The sequence below is a fragment of the Streptomyces sp. NPDC018947 genome (genome assembly GCF_044390505.1).
Taxonomy (GTDB): domain Bacteria; phylum Actinomycetota; class Actinomycetes; order Streptomycetales; family Streptomycetaceae; genus Streptomyces.
On sequence record NZ_JBIRZD010000019.1, the window covers coordinates 62,846 to 78,643 of the forward strand.

Annotated in this window: 19 protein-coding genes and 1 pseudogene; 1 reads left to right on the top strand and 19 read right to left on the bottom strand. The window is 71.3% G+C overall.

The window, feature by feature from the left end:
- Nucleotides 1-11: 11 nt before the first annotated feature.
- The 6 genes from ACH499_RS29910 to ACH499_RS29935 form a co-directional block, all read right to left on the bottom strand.
- Nucleotides 12-872: a TauD/TfdA family dioxygenase gene (locus ACH499_RS29910; RefSeq protein ID WP_399019684.1), complete on the bottom strand. Its 861-nt coding sequence runs from the start codon at nucleotides 870-872 to the stop codon at nucleotides 12-14.
- A 28-nt stretch (nucleotides 873-900) separates the two neighbouring features.
- The gene (locus ACH499_RS29915) at nucleotides 901-2,148 is read right to left on the bottom strand and encodes a hypothetical protein (RefSeq protein WP_399019686.1); all 1,248 of its coding nucleotides are present in this window, start codon (nucleotides 2,146-2,148) and stop codon (nucleotides 901-903) included.
- Nucleotides 2,145-2,894 (bottom strand): hypothetical protein, encoded by a 750-nt coding sequence (locus ACH499_RS29920; protein ID WP_399019688.1) that lies wholly within the window; start codon nucleotides 2,892-2,894, stop codon nucleotides 2,145-2,147. Before ACH499_RS29920 ends, ACH499_RS29915 begins: the two co-directional genes overlap by 4 nt.
- Nucleotides 2,891-4,225: an aspartate aminotransferase family protein gene (locus tag ACH499_RS29925; RefSeq protein WP_399019690.1), complete on the bottom strand. Its 1,335-nt coding sequence runs from the start codon at nucleotides 4,223-4,225 to the stop codon at nucleotides 2,891-2,893. The genes ACH499_RS29920 and ACH499_RS29925 overlap by 4 nt, the downstream gene beginning before the upstream one ends.
- On the bottom strand, nucleotides 4,212-4,859 hold the full coding sequence (locus ACH499_RS29930; RefSeq protein WP_399019691.1) for a hypothetical protein: 648 nt from the start codon (nucleotides 4,857-4,859) through the stop codon (nucleotides 4,212-4,214). Before ACH499_RS29930 ends, ACH499_RS29925 begins: the two co-directional genes overlap by 14 nt.
- A 108-nt stretch (nucleotides 4,860-4,967) precedes the next feature.
- Nucleotides 4,968-5,552, bottom strand: coding sequence for a DUF6624 domain-containing protein (locus ACH499_RS29935; RefSeq protein WP_399019693.1), 585 nt, complete (start codon nucleotides 5,550-5,552; stop codon nucleotides 4,968-4,970).
- A gap of 332 nt (nucleotides 5,553-5,884) precedes the next feature.
- On the opposite strand from ACH499_RS29935, the gene ACH499_RS29940 reads away from it, so the two are divergent.
- Nucleotides 5,885-7,201, top strand: a complete 1,317-nt coding sequence (locus ACH499_RS29940; RefSeq protein WP_399019695.1) for an XRE family transcriptional regulator — start codon at nucleotides 5,885-5,887, stop codon at nucleotides 7,199-7,201.
- A gap of 182 nt (nucleotides 7,202-7,383) precedes the next feature.
- Here ACH499_RS29940 and ACH499_RS29945 read toward each other — a convergent pair whose 3' ends face one another.
- From ACH499_RS29945 to ACH499_RS30005, 13 genes and pseudogenes are all read right to left on the bottom strand, one after another.
- Nucleotides 7,384-7,665 carry a hypothetical protein gene (locus ACH499_RS29945; protein ID WP_399019697.1) on the bottom strand — a complete coding sequence of 94 codons (282 nt, stop codon included), beginning with the start codon at nucleotides 7,663-7,665 and terminating at the stop codon, nucleotides 7,384-7,386.
- Between the two features lie 4 nt (nucleotides 7,666-7,669).
- A pseudogene (locus ACH499_RS29950) lies at nucleotides 7,670-8,299 on the bottom strand (DUF6302 family protein); the annotation flags it as partial.
- Nucleotides 8,296-8,811, bottom strand: coding sequence for a hypothetical protein (locus tag ACH499_RS29955; protein ID WP_399019699.1), 516 nt, complete (start codon nucleotides 8,809-8,811; stop codon nucleotides 8,296-8,298). The gene ACH499_RS29955 and the pseudogene ACH499_RS29950, both read right to left, overlap by 4 nt.
- A 68-nt stretch (nucleotides 8,812-8,879) precedes the next feature.
- Complete coding sequence (locus ACH499_RS29960) at nucleotides 8,880-9,188, bottom strand: hypothetical protein (protein WP_399019701.1); 309 nt, start codon at nucleotides 9,186-9,188, stop codon at nucleotides 8,880-8,882.
- Between the two features lie 184 nt (nucleotides 9,189-9,372).
- Nucleotides 9,373-9,864 (bottom strand): LuxR C-terminal-related transcriptional regulator, encoded by a 492-nt coding sequence (locus tag ACH499_RS29965; RefSeq protein ID WP_399019703.1) that lies wholly within the window; start codon nucleotides 9,862-9,864, stop codon nucleotides 9,373-9,375.
- A 199-nt stretch (nucleotides 9,865-10,063) separates the two neighbouring features.
- Entirely contained in the window at nucleotides 10,064-11,317 is a 1,254-nt protein-coding gene (locus tag ACH499_RS29970; protein WP_399019705.1) for an acyl-CoA dehydrogenase family protein, read from the bottom strand.
- 85 nt (nucleotides 11,318-11,402) lie between these two features.
- Nucleotides 11,403-12,032: a GAF domain-containing protein gene (locus ACH499_RS29975; RefSeq protein ID WP_399019707.1), complete on the bottom strand. Its 630-nt coding sequence runs from the start codon at nucleotides 12,030-12,032 to the stop codon at nucleotides 11,403-11,405.
- A complete protein-coding gene (locus tag ACH499_RS29980; protein ID WP_399019708.1) occupies nucleotides 12,032-12,664 on the bottom strand; it encodes a GTP-binding protein in 633 nt (210 codons plus the stop codon). The genes ACH499_RS29975 and ACH499_RS29980 overlap by 1 nt, the downstream gene beginning before the upstream one ends.
- A 7-nt stretch (nucleotides 12,665-12,671) precedes the next feature.
- The gene (locus tag ACH499_RS29985; RefSeq protein WP_399019710.1) at nucleotides 12,672-13,085 is read right to left on the bottom strand and encodes a DUF742 domain-containing protein; all 414 of its coding nucleotides are present in this window, start codon (nucleotides 13,083-13,085) and stop codon (nucleotides 12,672-12,674) included.
- Nucleotides 13,082-13,597: a roadblock/LC7 domain-containing protein gene (locus ACH499_RS29990; RefSeq protein WP_399019712.1), complete on the bottom strand. Its 516-nt coding sequence runs from the start codon at nucleotides 13,595-13,597 to the stop codon at nucleotides 13,082-13,084. The genes ACH499_RS29985 and ACH499_RS29990 overlap by 4 nt, the downstream gene beginning before the upstream one ends.
- Before the next feature lie 42 nt (nucleotides 13,598-13,639).
- Entirely contained in the window at nucleotides 13,640-15,154 is a 1,515-nt protein-coding gene (locus tag ACH499_RS29995; protein WP_399019714.1) for a sensor histidine kinase, read from the bottom strand.
- Nucleotides 15,155-15,180: 26 nt separating this feature from the next.
- Nucleotides 15,181-15,528: a DUF6415 family natural product biosynthesis protein gene (locus tag ACH499_RS30000; RefSeq protein ID WP_399019716.1), complete on the bottom strand. Its 348-nt coding sequence runs from the start codon at nucleotides 15,526-15,528 to the stop codon at nucleotides 15,181-15,183.
- Complete coding sequence (locus ACH499_RS30005) at nucleotides 15,525-15,788, bottom strand: hypothetical protein (RefSeq protein WP_399019718.1); 264 nt, start codon at nucleotides 15,786-15,788, stop codon at nucleotides 15,525-15,527. The genes ACH499_RS30000 and ACH499_RS30005 overlap by 4 nt, the downstream gene beginning before the upstream one ends.
- Nucleotides 15,789-15,798: the final 10 nt, after the last annotated feature.

Below are 15,798 nucleotides of genomic sequence, written 5' to 3' on the forward strand. Positions count from 1 at the left end.
CGGGTGCGGGCTCATGCGAGCGGGCGGAGGGTGAACAGGGCGCGCAGCAGCAGGCGCGGGGTGTCCGGGTGGTCGCGGAAGGCGCTACGCCCGTGTCCGAGACGGTCGTTGGCCAGGATCAGGGCCTGTCCGGGCTTGAGGGTGAAGTCGGTACGGAAGGCGCTGCCGGGCTGGGCGGCGGCGTCGAGCCACTCCAGGGCCCGCGCCATGGCCGACTTGCCGCCGGGGGTGGCGTGGTAGGTGTCGGTGGCTGTTCGGCTGTAGCGGGTGATCCAGGATCCGTCGGCCTCGTGGGCGAAGGCCGGCCCGGTCGTGGAGCGGCCGGAGGCGAACGTGGAGGTGCGCACCAGGGCGGAGTCGTGGGCGAGCTGCTCGGCGGCCTCGGGGTCGACCCGGCGCAGTTCGGCGTAGGCGTCGACGAGGTTGACCAGGAAGGAGACGCCGCCGGAGGCGGCCGCGCTCACGCACAGCATGAGGGTGGTGGGGATCTGCCGGAGGTCCTGGAGGGTGCCGTCGCAGTGCACGTTCTGCCCGGCTCGGTCCTGGAAGGGGTGCTCCCCGCCGGAGGCGGCGGTCAGCCGGCTGACGCCGGACGCAGCGGTGTGGCTGCTCGTGGTGTACAGCGGCGGGGTGAAGACCTCGCCCAGGTGCAGGGCGGCGGACACATCGCCCAGGTGCTCGGCCGAGGGGGCGGTGCCGGGCACGTGCACGATGGCGTACCCGCGGCTGCGGTAGCTGTCGGCGATGCGGCGGCGTACGGCCGCGTCCGGCAGGTTCCACGCGGTGGCCTCGATCGGGTGGGCGGGGGTGGTGGTGAAGCCGGACATCTGCCGGGCGCCGGAGGCGGCGGGGGTGATCAGCGGGGTGGGCATGAGAAGAAGTCCTTCCGGATCCCGGGGGTCAGATGACAGCCGGGGCTTGCTCGCGCAATCCCGGGTGGCAGGTGAGCAGGGTGTGGATGGCCGCCTGGTGATGGCGGTCGGTGCGGTCCGGCGCCCGGTGGCCGGACTCCAGCAGGCTCAGCAGCGGGGCGAGATGGCGTTCCAGGGCGAACCGGCCGCGGTGGGGGCTGCGAGCGGTGTCCAGGGCGGCGAGGTAGCGGTCCCGCTCCGGGCCGTCGGCGACAGCGTGGCGCAGGGCGGCGGCCAGGGCCTGGGGGTGGTTGGGGTCGATGACCGGGCCGATGCCGAGGGCGGCGACGAGATCGCCGGTGGCGCCGTAGCCGTCGACGACGACGGGCAGCCGGTACAGGGCGGAGTCCCGCAGCCGCAGCCGGTGGCAGGTCATGTTCTCCGCCGTGCGCTCGCCGGTGATCACCACCGCGCGGGCGGCCTTCACCCATCCGTCGCGTGCCCGGTGCGCCACCGGCTCCTCGGGCAGCAGCACCCGCTCCGCCACGCCCAGGTCGTCCGCCGCAGCGAGCAGCCCTTCGAGCCGGCCGGGCGGCGGGGCGTACAGCAGCCGCAGACGGAAGGCGCTTGTGGGGTCGGCCGCGAGGGCCTGCAGGACGGGGTCGGGGCGGCAGTAGTCCCACACGCCACCGTTCCACAGCAGCTCGCACGCCCCGTCCTTGACCGCGGCGGCGGTGTCGGCCGTGTGCAGGGAGTGCCGGTTGTAGCCGATAGGCACCAGGCTGACCAGGTCGGCGAGGTCGGCGCCGGCACGGTGGTGCAGGGCCGACATCCGGCCCGCCGCAACCAGGGCGCCCAGGGTGGAGGCGCGTTCGGCCTCCGAGCGGACCAGCAGGTGGTCGGCGAGCAGCAGTTGCAGCCTCCACCGTGCCACGGTGTCCCGGTACAGGGCCTCGACCTCGGCGCCGGGTCCGGTGAAGGCGTCGAAGTGCAGGTGCTCGATCGGCGGCGCGTTCTCCGCGATCAGGAGCGTGCCGCGCTCGTAGGCGTCCAGCAGGAGCCGGGTGTCGGGCAGGTCGGTGGTGATCACCGCATCGCTGGCTGCGACGGTCTCCTTCTCGCCTCCGGCGACGACGGTGACGCCGGGGTGGGTGAAGTCCGAGGCGTACGGCGCGCAGACGGTGACCCGGTGGCCGGCGTCCGCGAGGGCCTGGGCCATCTCCCACAGGCGCAGGCCGATCCCGCCGAGCTGGTCGTCGACGGGGTAGGGCCCGGCAAGGATCCCGATGCGGCTCATGCGCCCGCCCCCGCCCAGTGCGCGGTCACCGCGGGCCACGTGCCCAGGTCGGTGAACGGTCCGACCTCGACGGCCGCCGCCCTAAGGACGGCCTCCATCTGGTGCGGGTGCTCGGACAGGCCGAGCGTCGCCCGGTGCAGCGCGTCGACGAACCTGTCCGCCGCGCGGTGGGCGAAGGCGTAGCCGAACCAGACCGCGTTGAAGCGGTCCGCAGCCTCCAGGCCGGGCTTGTCGGCGTAGTCGGTGACGTGCAGCAGCCCGTCGGCGGCCCGCTCCACGTGCAGGGCACCGTCCACGGCCAGGCGCTCGCCGTCGTCCTCCCAGGCGGCCAGGAACACCGACTCGTGTCCGGCGTGGATCAGGTCCAGGGCCTCGCCGACGGCCCGGGGGGCCGGCGCGTGCAGGACCTGGTCCGCCAGGAGCACCAGGGTCGCGGGCCCGTACCAGGGGGCGGCGCCGAGGACCGCGCCGGTCGACTCTTGCAGGTCCGGGTTCTGCCGGACCACGGCGAGCGGCAACCCCAGCTCGTGGCAGCGGCGCTCCATGTAGCGGGCGGTCGGCTCGCGGCCCGGCCCGAGGACCGCGACCAGCCGGAGCCGGTCGGTGTGCGGGGCCAGCAGATCCAGGGTGTCGTCCAGGGCCACGCGGCCCGGCCCGATCGGCAGGAGCTCCTTCGGGGTGGGCAGCCCCAGCCGGCTTCCGCGCCCGGCCAGCGGGAGGACAACGGTGTCGCGGAGCCCGTTCATCGCGCACCCTCCGCGGTGACGGCACCGATCGCGTCCGACAGGACGCGGGCGCCGTACTCGGCCTCCTCCTCGCTGATGACCAGCGGAGGGGCCACGGTCAGGACCGGGCCGAAGGCGCGGATCAGGACGCCCTGCTCCTGCGCGGCCCGGGCGACGATGCCGGCCAGTTCCATGGAGGCCATCTCGACGCCGATCAGCAGACCCCGCCCGCGCACGTCGCGCACGGCCCGCCTCTCCTTCAACGGAGCCAGCGCGTCCAGGAGTTGCGCCCCCCGGGCGGCGGCGGCCGCGACGAGATTGTCGTTCTCGACGACGTCCAGGACGGCGAGGGCGACGGCGCAGGCCGTCGAGTGACCGCCGGTGGTGTGCCCGTGCCGCAGCCCGCCAAGCAGCGGGTCGCGGGCGAAGGCGGTGTGGATGTCCGCGCGGACCGTCACGGCGGCCAGCGGCGCGTACCCGCCGGTCAGGCCCTTGGCCGTGGTGATGATGTCCGGGGCCGTCCCGGCGGCGCCGAGGTCGTGCTCGAAACCGAACATCGCGCCCGTACGGCCGAGGCCGGTGGCCACCTCGTCCGCGATCAGCAGGATCCCGTACCGGTCGCACAGGGCCCGCAGTTCGGCCAGCCGACCGGGCGGGGGGACGATGACGCCGCCGATGCTCAGGATCGGCTCGACGAGGACGGCGGCGACCGAGTCCGCACCGACGGCCAGGATCTGCGCCTCCCACTCCTCGGCTCCGGGGATGCCGCACTCGGCGTGCTCCGTCCCGTCCGCGCACGCCGTACAGCGCGGGGTGGCCAGATGAGCGTAGCCCTCGGGCAGGGGCCCGACGCCTTCGCGCCGGAACGGCGCGGCGGTCGCGGCGATCGCCGCCGTGGTCGCTCCGTGGTAGCCGTCGGCGAACGACAGCACCACCATGCGCTCGGGGCGCCCCTCGATCCGGTGCCACATCCGCGCGATCTTCACCGCGGCCTCGGTCGCCTCCGACCCGCCGTTGCAAAACAGCGTGTACTCCAGCGGCGCGGGCAGGAGACCGGCGATCCGGTCGGCCAGGGCCCTCGCCGGCAAGGTGGACACCTCGGCCAGGTCCCAGGTCATCAGCTTCGACGCCTGCTTGCACATCGCCTCCACCACCGCCGGGTGGCTGTAGCCGACCGTCGCGTTCAGGGTGCCCGAACGCATGTCCAGGTAGCTGCGCCCCTGGTCGTCGCTCACGTGGCAGCCGCGTCCGGAGACGAGCGTCAGCCGCTCCCGCTGCTGGATCGGGGTCCAGGGGTGCCAGGTGCGGTCGGTCCCGGCCCGGGACGCGGGCGGCGGGTCAAGAACGGTCACTTCTCGCTCCTTCGGGTAGCGGTGGTCGAGGACGAAGGGCCGGGGCAGGGCCCGGAGGGGCGTGCTCGGTAAGGAGGCGGTCGGCGATCTCCCGGGCGATGTCGGCCGGACTGCGCAGACTGCTGGCGAGCACCACGAGCCGGTCGTGACGCCGGCCCATCCCGTGGAGATGGAAGGCGCGGAACCGCTCGGTGAACTCGGTGTCGCGGACGGTGCGTTCGTCCCGGCCCTGGCCGAGCCGAGCGGCCCTCGCCTCGTGCGAGGCGTGCAGGAAGACGGCGAGGTCGAAGCGGGCGAACGCGCGCGGCCACCGCAGCGCGAGCGCCGCTGCCAGGTAGGGCCCTCCGGCCATCCCGAACGCCACCGTCCGGTCGCCGTAGCCGTCCTGGACGATCACGCGGCCCCGCGGGCGCGGAGGAAGGAGACGGACGAGCAGTCTGTCGAGCAGAAAGCCGCCGACCACGTACGCGGTGGTCGTCCACCAGCTGTCCGGCTGCCGCGCGGAGGACAACTGCCGCAGCAGCGGCTGCAGAGGGCGGAGACCGGCCAGCATGCCCCGGTGCCGGACAGCTGGAACACCGCGCGCCTCCAGCTCCGCCACCAGGGCCCGCACCAGCGTGGACTTCCCGGCCATGTCGACCCCATCGACGAGGACCCGCAGTTCCAGCGCCCGCGCGCGGACCGTGGTGCCGCCCCGCCGTGGCCGCTGGCGGCGCCGTCGCCGTCGCCTGTTCCGGGTTCTTCACGCCGCCGACCTCTCCCGCGTGACCGAGGCCAGCTCCCCCGCGGCGACGTGACGGCGCTCCAGAAGGACGAACCGGTCGTGATGGGGCGGCAGACCGACGCTGGCCCGCTGCTGGTCGAGGCCTTCGGGATCGGCGACGGGGTACATCTCGAGTTGTCCGTCGCGCAGCCAGTATTGGGTGCCGTACGTCTGCGGCCGGCCGCTGCGCACGAGGCACCGGTCGTGCAGGTGAGCCCACTTCGCGGTCGTCGCGTCTCCCCGGCGTACGGCCTCGGCGAGCAGGCGGAGCAGGGTGATCTGGATAGCGGGATCGTGGTCACTGTTCAGGGCGATGGCCAGAGCGGCCTGGCACCCGTCCTCGCCGACCAGCGTGCGGCCGGGCCAACCTTGCAGTCGGGCGACGATCCGGCGCAGGGCCTGCGTGTCGGACTCGATGGCGTGCCGGGCCGCACGCGCAACTCCTTCCGGAGCAGCTTCACGCTTCCAGGCCGGGGCGCGCCAGGTGGCGGCCGCGGACTCGACCCGGCCGATCAGGTCCCGCGCGATCTCGGGGCGGGTCGGCGTACGGACCTCGCCGGTCATGACGCCGACAACCACGTCGAGGCGACGCGCAGCGTCGATCTGTACCGACGGGCCGGAAGGGTGGTCAGGGGTGTCACGGGACGTCCTTCGAAGTTCCGAGGGGTGTGAACGGTCTCGGTGGTGCTCTGCACGGAGCGTCCCGGGCCGGCCGCCGAAAGGCTGGAGACATCGGCTTCGGGCCACCGGTACGTGCTGCCGGCAGGCGAGATCGCTGGGTTGATCGAGTGTCGATCAACTGGACGTGCACTAACAGGAGTTGGCGGTAATCCCGCCGGTAATCCCGGTGGGATGACGGCTACGCTCGACACGGGTTCTGCTGATTGGATGACGGCGTGGCCAAGAACACCCACCCCCTGGCACTGGTGCGCATCGCGCGGGGCATGACCGGCGTCGACCTCGCCCGGGAGATCCGCGCGGCGGCTGAGCGCCGTGGCCTGCGCTCCGGCACCACCAAACAGCGCGTCTACAAGTGGGAAGTCGACGGGGTCACACCTGACCGGGAGTCCCAGGAGTACATCGCCGAGGTCTTCGGGGTTCCGCTTGAGAACGTCGACGCGCAGTCGTGGCCGAGCTGGCTGCCCGACGTCGGCGTGGTCCCCCTGGGGCCCGCCAGTACCGTGCCGGCCCTGCGAGAGGCAGTGAGAGCATCGATGGATCGATCCCGCCGTACCGTCCTGTCCGCGATCTCCGGCACCGCCCTGATCACCCTGGCAGGCGCCTGGGCCACTACCGACGCATGGCCGGAAGTCACCGAGCGCGTCCAGGGCAAGGCCATCGGCGAGGACCTCGTCGTCATCCTGGAGGAGACCAGCGCGCGGCTGACGGCTCTGGCCACCCAGGAGCGGCAGCACACCGCTGCGCTCATCGACGCCCATCTGGCGACCGTGACCGACCTGATCGCCGACGGCCGCTACTCTCCGGCCCTGGGTATCCGGCTCCACGCCCTGGCCGCGAGCCTCGCCCAGACCGTGGCCTGGCACCGCTTCGACCACGGCCGCCATGGTGAAGCAGGCCGGTTCTGGATCGCCGGCCTCCACAGCGCTCACGCCAGCGCGGATCACGACATGGGCGCCGCCCTCCTGAGCGACCTCGCCTACCAGGCCTCCTGGCGCAACGACCCCCGCACCGCCGCCCAGATCCTGGAACGCGCCCTGACCCGCACCCAGCACCCGGCCGCCCGGTCCCTGCTCCACCTCCGGCTCGCCCGAGCCCTGGCCCCCCTGGGCGAACGGCGACGGACGCTGCGGGCCCTGAGCGCCGCCGAACACCTCCTCGGCGTACCGACCCCCGATCCTGTTCCCGCGTGGTGCTCCTGGCTTTCGGAGGCGGACCTCGCCGTGGACTCCGGGCAGAGCCTCAACGACCTCGGTGACACCCGCAGGGCCCACCAGCTGATCGAGGAGGGCCAGATCCTGCTGCCGCCCAGCCGGGACAAGACCCGCGGGGTCTTCCTCGCGTATCGTGCCAAGACCCACCTCGACCTGAAGGAGCCCGACCTCGCTGCCGCCGTCGCGACTCAGTCCCTGGAGCTTGCGCACCGGATTGGCGCGCCTCGGTGCGTAGAGCTCGTCCGCGGACTCGTCCCGCGCTTCAAGACCTTCAGCGACGCGGAGGGTGTTCGTGAACTGCTGACCAAGGCCGCAGCCTGAGCGGCCGTTCGCGACCCGCCATGAATAAGCAGCAGCCCTTCGTACAATTGGGGCACCCTGGGGCGACAGAAGCCGGCCACCGCTTAATTCCCGGGTAGGGCGAGCGGCTTGGGCGGGAACGGGAGCCGCTGCCGTCATGACCGAAGAGGCGGAGCGCGGGGCTGGGCCGGACAGGTTCGTGGTCATCGCTTGCCCTGTGGGCTGTTGTACATGACGAGAGATGAGGAGATGCCGCCAAGCAGCGGCCAGGTGTCGCGGGCCGCCGACACCAACAGGGTGATCAGAACGCCCATCAGGATCACGGCCAGGCAACCGCCGATGTCGCGGAGCGTCGAGGGCAGCGGATCCTGCTGCCAGTCCCGCCCGGCAGGCTGGACCGGTCCACTCTTCCCTGGTCTCGCCTGCTGATCGAGGATCGAAGCTTGACGGACGAAGGTGTCGATGGCGGATGGCGGATGGCGCATACCCGAAGTACCTGCCGCGATCCGCGTCGCCCGGGGGCTGGGGCCCCCAGTTGACGGTGTGGCAGGTATCGCGGTGATGTGACAGGCCGATCCGGACCCGCGGGAATCCAGGCCGTCCCCGAAGCGCTGCCCAGACGCGCACAGCGTCGCCCACAGTTCCTACCGACACATAGCCACCGCTGCGGAGGCCGCCGACGGGCATCGCGAGGAGTACGGAGCCGTTCACTTCCACACCAACCGCGCAGTCGAGGAGGCCCGGATCGGCGAGGCGTTCCCAGAACCCGGCGTAGGCCTCAGCGCACTTCTCGGGTGAGGGACGGCAGAGCGGGACGGCGATTCGCGCCGGCGGGAAGCGGGGCATAGAAGGTGCGGGGGTCGCGTCGTGGGCATCATTCACGCCGCGCGGGTGAGCGGGTGGTTGAGGATCTCGGTGAGTGTGTTCCGGCCAGGCGCACCACGAACGTGTGGTGAGTGGTCGGTGAGGGGACCGCTCGGGCGGGCGCTGGTCAGACGGCGGTGTCCAGCACGTGGGCCTCGCCGCAAGCCCGTGGTGGCAGGCTCCGGCCCGCACCAGGAGGGTGGAGGGGGATGCCTGGTGAACGCTGGCGGCCCAGGTGATTACCTCAGTGCTCATCGGGTGCTCACCGCCAGCAAGGGGAGGGCGTCGGCGGAGGCGGAGACCGCTGCGGTGAGTGCGGGGCGTTTCTCCGCGCGCAGCCGAAGAGGTATGACTCGTTCGCCGTCGGCGCGACGTACGGCCGGCAGGTCTTCCCACCCGAGGTCGCGCAGAAAGTCCAGCAGCGTCGCGCGGGTCAGGTCGGTGGCGCACGGCACCTCCCACCAGACCCACTCCAAGCCGTGCTGTGCCGCTCGGTCGGCGAGCCACAGCGTCAGCAGCCGTGCCGTTTGATCATTGTGGCCCGGCATCGGCGGTGCCACGGACACGAGGACGCCCAGGCTGGGGCAGTCGCCGTTCCAGTGCCGCAAGTCCGGTTCGGGATGCACGGCGAGGCATCCAACGAGGACGCCGTCGTCGTACAAGCCGGTGACGGAGGCCCGCGACCGGATCAGGCCGAGCATATGATCAGTGGGATGGTCGATACCACGGTCGGCGAGTCGGCGGGTGGCATCCTCGACGAGCGCCACAGCTTCGGCTCTCTGCGCGCCAGTCAGAACTGGGAGCATTGCGTACACCGGTGTGTCAGCGGTGCACATCAGGCAGTTCCTGCCGTGGGCGACCCGAGCGCGGACTGGCGGCGGGGCCCGGACGGTGCCGTGTTTCCGAGGATTCCCAAAGCGTGGGCCAGACCGACCAGATGTGCCGGGTTGAGAGCGGCTGCTTTCGCGGTGACAACGTTAATCTCCGTGCGCACGTCGTCACCACGCACTCCGATCGCCTTGCCGATGTCGGTGTTGAGGGTGTGCTCGGCGATCGCCTGGTTGGGCATGCCGTAGACGAGCTGCGCGGCGACGCGGCGCCGGTCCTGGATGAGGGCGGTCGGGCCAGCTGGATTGGTGGTCATCGTCAGTCCTGGGTCAAGAGGATGGGCGGAATGGGGAGCTGAACGGCTCGGGCGGGCACCCGTAGGCCGCGTGCGGTGAGGCAGCGCTGACGGTCCTGAACGAGGGCGGCAGCTTCCTCGCGCTCGGCCTCCGTACATAACGTGCGGACCTCGTACGTGGCGACCAGGGGAGTCTGGGGGCTGGTCACCGGTTCGCTCCACTGCGCGTCACGTGGGCCGGCCCGGCCGTCAGCAGCTTCCAGCCGTGCGCCCGGATCACCAGATGGGTGGTGTCCTGTGCGCCCGTGTCGGCGAGGAGCTGGTCGAGCGCGGCACGTAGGTCGGACGGGGCGAGTTTGGCGGCGATGGCGATGTCGCGGGCGTCGTTGTGCTCGGCGACGGCTCGTAGCAGCATCAGCTGGTCTGGGCCGAGGTCCGGCGCGGGCCTGTCCGCCGGGGGCGGGGGAACCTGCTGGGCGGTGAGCAGGCGGTGTACGAGCACGGGCGGCTTGCAGCGGGGCGGGCAGTGCAGGCTCTCGCGGATGTCGCGGACGTACTGCCGGACCGTCGCGGCTGACAGCCCGGTCGCCGTTGCGATCTCCTGGGATGTGAGGCCGTTCGCGAGGTGCTGGGCGACGCGCTGCAGGGCGGGTGTCAGGGGTGTGATCGGTGCGCTCGTCGTCACGGGCGGGGTCACGGCTATCCACCTTTCTTCGATGGGTTGATCACGGTCGTTCGTAAGATCGGGACACCCAGGGAGGCCGGGTGTGGCTGTCACGGCGTCCATACCTTTCTTCGCTGAGTGGGAAGGGTGCCGCCGGTCCCCGCGGGGGACGGGGCCGGCGGCACGGGCCCGTGCGCGGCGTGTGGATTCACGGGGTGCCGTGCACGGGGGCTCAGGCGATGGTCGGGTCGGGGCGTGTCCAGGCGGCTTCGGCGGCGAGGTGTTCGGACCACTGGATGTGGTCTTCGTCGAAGGCCGTGTCGGCCAGGCGTATGCGCTGGATCTCGCCGGTTCCGGCTGGTGGGTAGGTGTGCTGGATGTCGCGCCACCGGCGCTGGAGGGCGTAGTCGGGGTCGAGGGCGTGGGCGCCGTGCAGTTCCATGGCGTCCTGGGCGGACCGCATGGCCCATTGGTGGCCGAGGTATTTGGCGTTGATCAGGTCGGTGTCGCAGGGCAGGCCCTGGTCGAGGAGGTGTACGGCCTGGTAGGCGAGTATCCGTCCGGCGCGCAGGCGGGCTTCCATGCCGCCGATGCGGTCCCGCAGGACCGGCAGGTCGGACAGGGTGCCCCGGTAGCGGGGACGGGTCTTGAGGTAGCCGGTGGTGGTGTCTACGACGGCTTCGTGGATGCCGAGGCTGACGGCGGCCAGGTTGGGGCGGCCGTACAGGATGCTGCTGCTCTGGGCCACGGCCAGTCCCTGGCCGATCTCTCCGACCATGTTGTCCGCAGGGACGCGGACGTGGTCGAGGTTGAGGCGGCCGGCGGAGAAGCCGTGCAGACCGAGACCCGGGCGATGCTCGGAGATGGCGAGTCCGGCACGGTCGGCTTCCACCATGAACGCGGTCAGAGCCTGGGAAGTTCTCACGCCGGGCTTGGCGGTTCGGGCGATCACGAGGTGGGCTCCGGCGAGGTGGCTGTTGCCGACGTGGATCTTGCTTCCGGTGAGCGCCCACTGGTTACCGGTGCGTTCGGCGGTGGTCTCGATGCCGCCGATGTGTCCGCCGGCTTGCGGTTCGGTCACGGCGATCGACAGCAGCAGGGAACCGTCCGCGACCCGGGACAGCCAGTAGCCCTTCTGCTCGTAGGTGGCGAAGTGCAGCAGGGCACCGACGGGGATGAGGGTGGCCTGCAGGATGGCCGCAGCAGCCGCTGAGACCCGCGCGATGCGGTGGACCAGGATCGTCTTGGCCACGTGTCCGGCGCCCAGCCCGCCGAAGGCGGCCGGGACGGTGACCGCGAACCAGCGTCGGGCAGCCATCAGTTCGGCGACCTTGCGCTCCACCCGGTCCGGGGCGGCCTCCATCCAAGCGACGCGCGGCGCGATGTCCTCGGCCGCGAAGGCGTCCGCCTCATCCCACAGCAGTTCGTGGCAAGCAGTGAGATACGGACGCAGCGCCGGCGGCGGCGTGGCGGGTGTGGCGGACATGGTCGTCTCCCTCTCCCTGGCGGTAGGTCGCACGGTGGGCCGGCCCGGGCCTGCGGAGCGGGTCCGGGGCGAGTGGCGAAAGGTGTCAGCGCACGGGCGTTCGGGCGATGTGGTCCATCACCTGGGCGCCGGCGTTGATGACGATGTCCCGCAGGCGCCGGGCGTCATTCAAGGGCCGTTTCTCGGGGTCGATGACACAGACTGTGCCGAGCACGGTGCCGTTGTCGTGGATGAGCGGTGCGCCGAAGTAGGAGCGGATCCCGACCGCGTCGACCACGTGGTTGCCGCTGAAGCGAGGACTGGCGTGCACGTCGTGCAAGGGGAGGGCCTTCTTGCGGGTGACGACCTCCGGGCACCAGCCGTGGTCGCGGCTCATGGTGCGGCCGACGATGACGTACCCGCTGTCCGCGGGCGGCTGGTGCAGCCCGACGAAGGTCTGCTCCTCCAGGAACAGATTGACGAACCCGTACAGGAAACCGGCCCGCACAGCCATGTCCCGGGCCAGCTCGTCGAAGCCCTCACTCGCCACGGTGGGCACATCGAGGCGCTTGAGCAGCTCATACCGCCGTGCCAACTCCTGGGCCTGTTGGGCCTGCGGGCTGGTGCCGGGCGGGACGGACGGCCTGTGAGGGGTGTCCCGCGCGCCGCGGTGCGGCAAGGACAGTGGCGGGCCACTCTGAGGCGTGGGGTAGCGGTTGTTGGGCTGGTTGGTCATCAGGCGTCCTGGAGGGATGAGGTGGCTGCGCGGTGAACACGGCTCGCGGTGGCGTGGTTGACGGCGTGGTCGACGAGGGTCAGCAGGACGCCGGCGACGTGGTTCGGGTCGCGGGCGTCACAGGTGACGACCGGAACCGATGGAGGGAGTTCGAGGGCGGTGCGGACCTGATCGGGCGGGTAGCGGTGTGCTCCGTCGAACTGGTTGATGGCGACGACGAAGGGCAGGCCGATGTCTTCGAAGAAGCTGACGGGGGTGAAGCTGCTTTCCAGGCGGCGGGTGTCGACCAGAACGACCGCGCCGACGGCTCCGCGGGAAAGGTCGTACCAGAGGTCGACGAACCGGTCCTGGCCGGGCGTGCCGAACAGGAACAGTTCCAGGGGCATGGGTGCGTCGGGCAGGCTGAGGCGGCCGAAGTCGAAGGCGACCGTGGTGGTCTGCTTGGCCTCTATGCCTGCCAGGCTGTCCACGTCCGCGCTCGCCTCGGTCAGGTACTCCTCCGTGCTCAGCGGCGGGATCTCGCTGACGGCGCCCACGGCGGTGGTCTTGCCTGTGCCGAAGCCCCCGGCGATCACGATCTTCAGTACGTTCGGTGCACCGGCCTGCGGGCGCGACGGGGGTCGCAGCATCATGGTCGGGTCACCCGGCCTGGGGGTAGGCGATGGCATCGGGCCACTTCCTCTTCAGGCCCGCCGAGAGGGCCGCCAGTAGCTGAGTGGAGGCGCCGGCACCCGAGTCCGTGTCGGATGCGGCACAGGGGGCGGTGACGGGGACGACCAGGGCGTCGGCGTCCAGGAGATCCGAGACGAGGACCTTGACGGCGGTGACGGGGCGGCGGAGTCGGCCCGCCAGTTCCGTCACCGAACGCTGGCGCTCCCGGCACAGAGCGAGGATCTCCTCGCATTCCTCGGCCTGCGCCGGGCCGGGCCGCCCCGGGCCGGCGTCCAGCACCGTGTCCAGGCCGAGCAGGTGCCGCGGCTTGGTGCGCCCGCGCGTGAGGGCGTACGTCCGCACGAAGTTCGCATCCGCGGCCGCGTGACCGTGAGCGGTCACCGGACTTCTCCGCTCGTGCCGACGCGGACGGGGATCAGCATGTACGGGGCGAACTTCTGCACCAAGCGCCCCATCTCATACCCGACGGTGCCGGCATCGGCGTCCGGGGTGGCGATGACCGCGAGAACCGTGTCCACCGCACCACGCTCATTACCCGGATGGCCCTCGAACGCCGCGCTGCGCCCGGCGCTCTGGACGAAGAACAGGCAGTCTTCTCGCTCGATGACGACCTGTCCGGCGGGCCTCTTCTTGTGGGTGGGGCCGGTGATGTTCGCCGCGAGGGAGGCCACTCCGCTGAGCGCGGCCGACAGTTCGTCCGCCCAGTCCTTGTCGACGTCGCTGTCCAGCAGCCGCAGCCCGTCCCGCGACAGCAGCACGGCGTGCGTGACGCCCGGGACGTCGGAGGCGAACTGCCGCAGCAGCCACGCCATGTTGTCCCGATGTTCGCCTGCCGTCGTCTGGGATGCGGGTGCGTCGCCGGTCACGTTGTTCATCGCGGGATGGGTGTTCATGGGGTCGCTCCTGAAGATGAGGGTGTGCGGGAAGGGCGAGATTCAGGGCCTGCCTTGCTCTGGCGAGGCGGGGGGAGAGCTGGTGGTCCCGCCGGCCTGGATGCCGTTGCGAAAGGCGGCTGCGAGCCCCGGCGTCGGCGCGGTCGCGGGGGCTTGCTCCCGCTCACGGGGTGGACGGAACGAGCCGGCTTGACGCGTACGCGTGGGAAGGGCGGGCGCACCAGCAGAGTGACCTGCCTCTGCGGAGTCCGGAGCCCCTACGGTGCCCGGGGGCGTTATCTGGCCTGTCGTCGGGAGTTTCTCTTCCGCGGCAACCTTCGGCGGTGCGGAGGGACGGGCTTGCCTGGGGAGCGCGTCTGCGTCGCCGACGTGGGAAATCGCTACGAGGAGCCGTGCGGGGATGACGACCAGGGCGGTGGTGCCTCCTGTCACGTTTTCCTGCAGAAGGACGGACAGCCCGTGCGACTGGGCGATCTTCGCGGCGACCAGCAGCCCGAGCTGCCCCGCCCGCACCTGACCGCTGACGTCGACCTCGCCCGGGGCCTTGAGCAGACGGTTCATCTGCTCGCGTGTCTGCGGATGCATGGGGATGGCCCGGTCCTCGACCTCGATCGCCAGCCCGTTCGACACCCGCTGGGCACGGACCATCACCTTGGTTGCTGGATCGGAGCACTCGCAGGCGTTCTCGATCAGCTCGGCCAGCAGGTGCGTCAGGTCCGGGCCCACATGTCCGGGAAGGCCCAGCTCCGCACCGACGGAACCGGCCGCGACCGCTACCCGCGGGTACTGCACCACTTCGGAGACCGCACCGCGCAGCACGGTCGCGACGGGAACGGGCCGGCGCACGCTGCGCAGGGACTGCCCGCCCAGCACCGCCGTGCTTTCGACCTGGCGACGCATCCGCGTCACCAGGTGATCGATCTCGTAGATCTTCGACAGCAGCTCCGGGTCGTCGGTGAGCATCTCCAGCTCGCTCAGCGCCTCCAGCGCCTTCCCGACCAGGGCGTGCTCGCGCATGGCCAGACGGCGCAGCACTTCCAGGAGAACGACGGACTGGGACTCGTCGTGCACGCGTATCAGCGACGCGACGGCCTGCACCTGGAGAGCACCCAAGGTCTTGTTGATCTCAGCGGTCGCACTGGCAGGCTGCGGCGTCTGCGTGTCCGGCAACGCCGGGCGTTGTCCGCGGCACAGCTCGTCCGCCGACCACAGCACCGACTTCTCGACGGCTGCCGCCGCCCTCGCGACCGCGCCCAGCATCGCCGTACGGCCCTCCTCCAGGGCTGTCTGCACGGCTGCTGCGGCCGTGCGTGCTCCGCGATCTGCCACCAGCGCGACCCCGGCCAGCCCGCAGAGCAGCCCGGCCAAGAGCCAGCCGGGACCTACCGCAGGAACCGACCAGAGGGCGAAGGCGGTACCCAGCAGCACGGCCAGGAACACCAGAGGCAGTGCCATGGCACGGCGGACACGCTGCAGCGTGATCGCGTCGGTCTGCGGAGGCTGCCGTCTGCTGTGGCCGGTTGCGGCCGGGTGTGCCGGGAAGGCGCTGTCAGGCATGGGTTCCTCGTCAGCGTGCGGGGTAGTTAGGCGTGCGGCGGCGTCAGGTGCGCCTCGCGGAGTTCGTGCACCCAGCGGGCGAGCTCGGCGACGTGGATTGCCCCGGCGAGCGGGGTCGTGCCGATCTGGAACTGTGCTGCGTCCTCAGCCCGCTCAGCAGTCTGGATCAGCTTGTACCAGTCACGGGACCTGAGCGAAACGGCGTCGGCCCGGCGCTGCACGATCGGTACGAGCCGCTCGATCTCGGCGCGCAGCAGTTCGTCGAGCTGCACGAGCCGGTCCATGGGTGGCAGGATCCCCGTCGCGCTGAGCGCCTCGGCGATGAGCCGCGAGATCTTGTCGACATCAACGGGCTGCTGCTGAGTAGCCATCATGGGATCACTTCCTGTCGGCTCGGGACCGGTACTCCGAGCAGGAAAGCGATGCGGCCGGCGGTAGCAGGCTCGTCGCCGTATTGCCCGATCTCGTATCCGTAGTCGGTGAGGTAGCTGTCGCCGCCCGTAGTGACGGTCTCGCCGAGCCGGAAGTGCAGGGGGTTCTTTACGCTAAGCGTGCCCTCGTCCTGTTTCGTGACAGACAGCCCGCGCGCCGTGAGTTGTTCGGCCAGTATGGCCGTAGCGGTCATCGCGTCCATGGTTCGATCT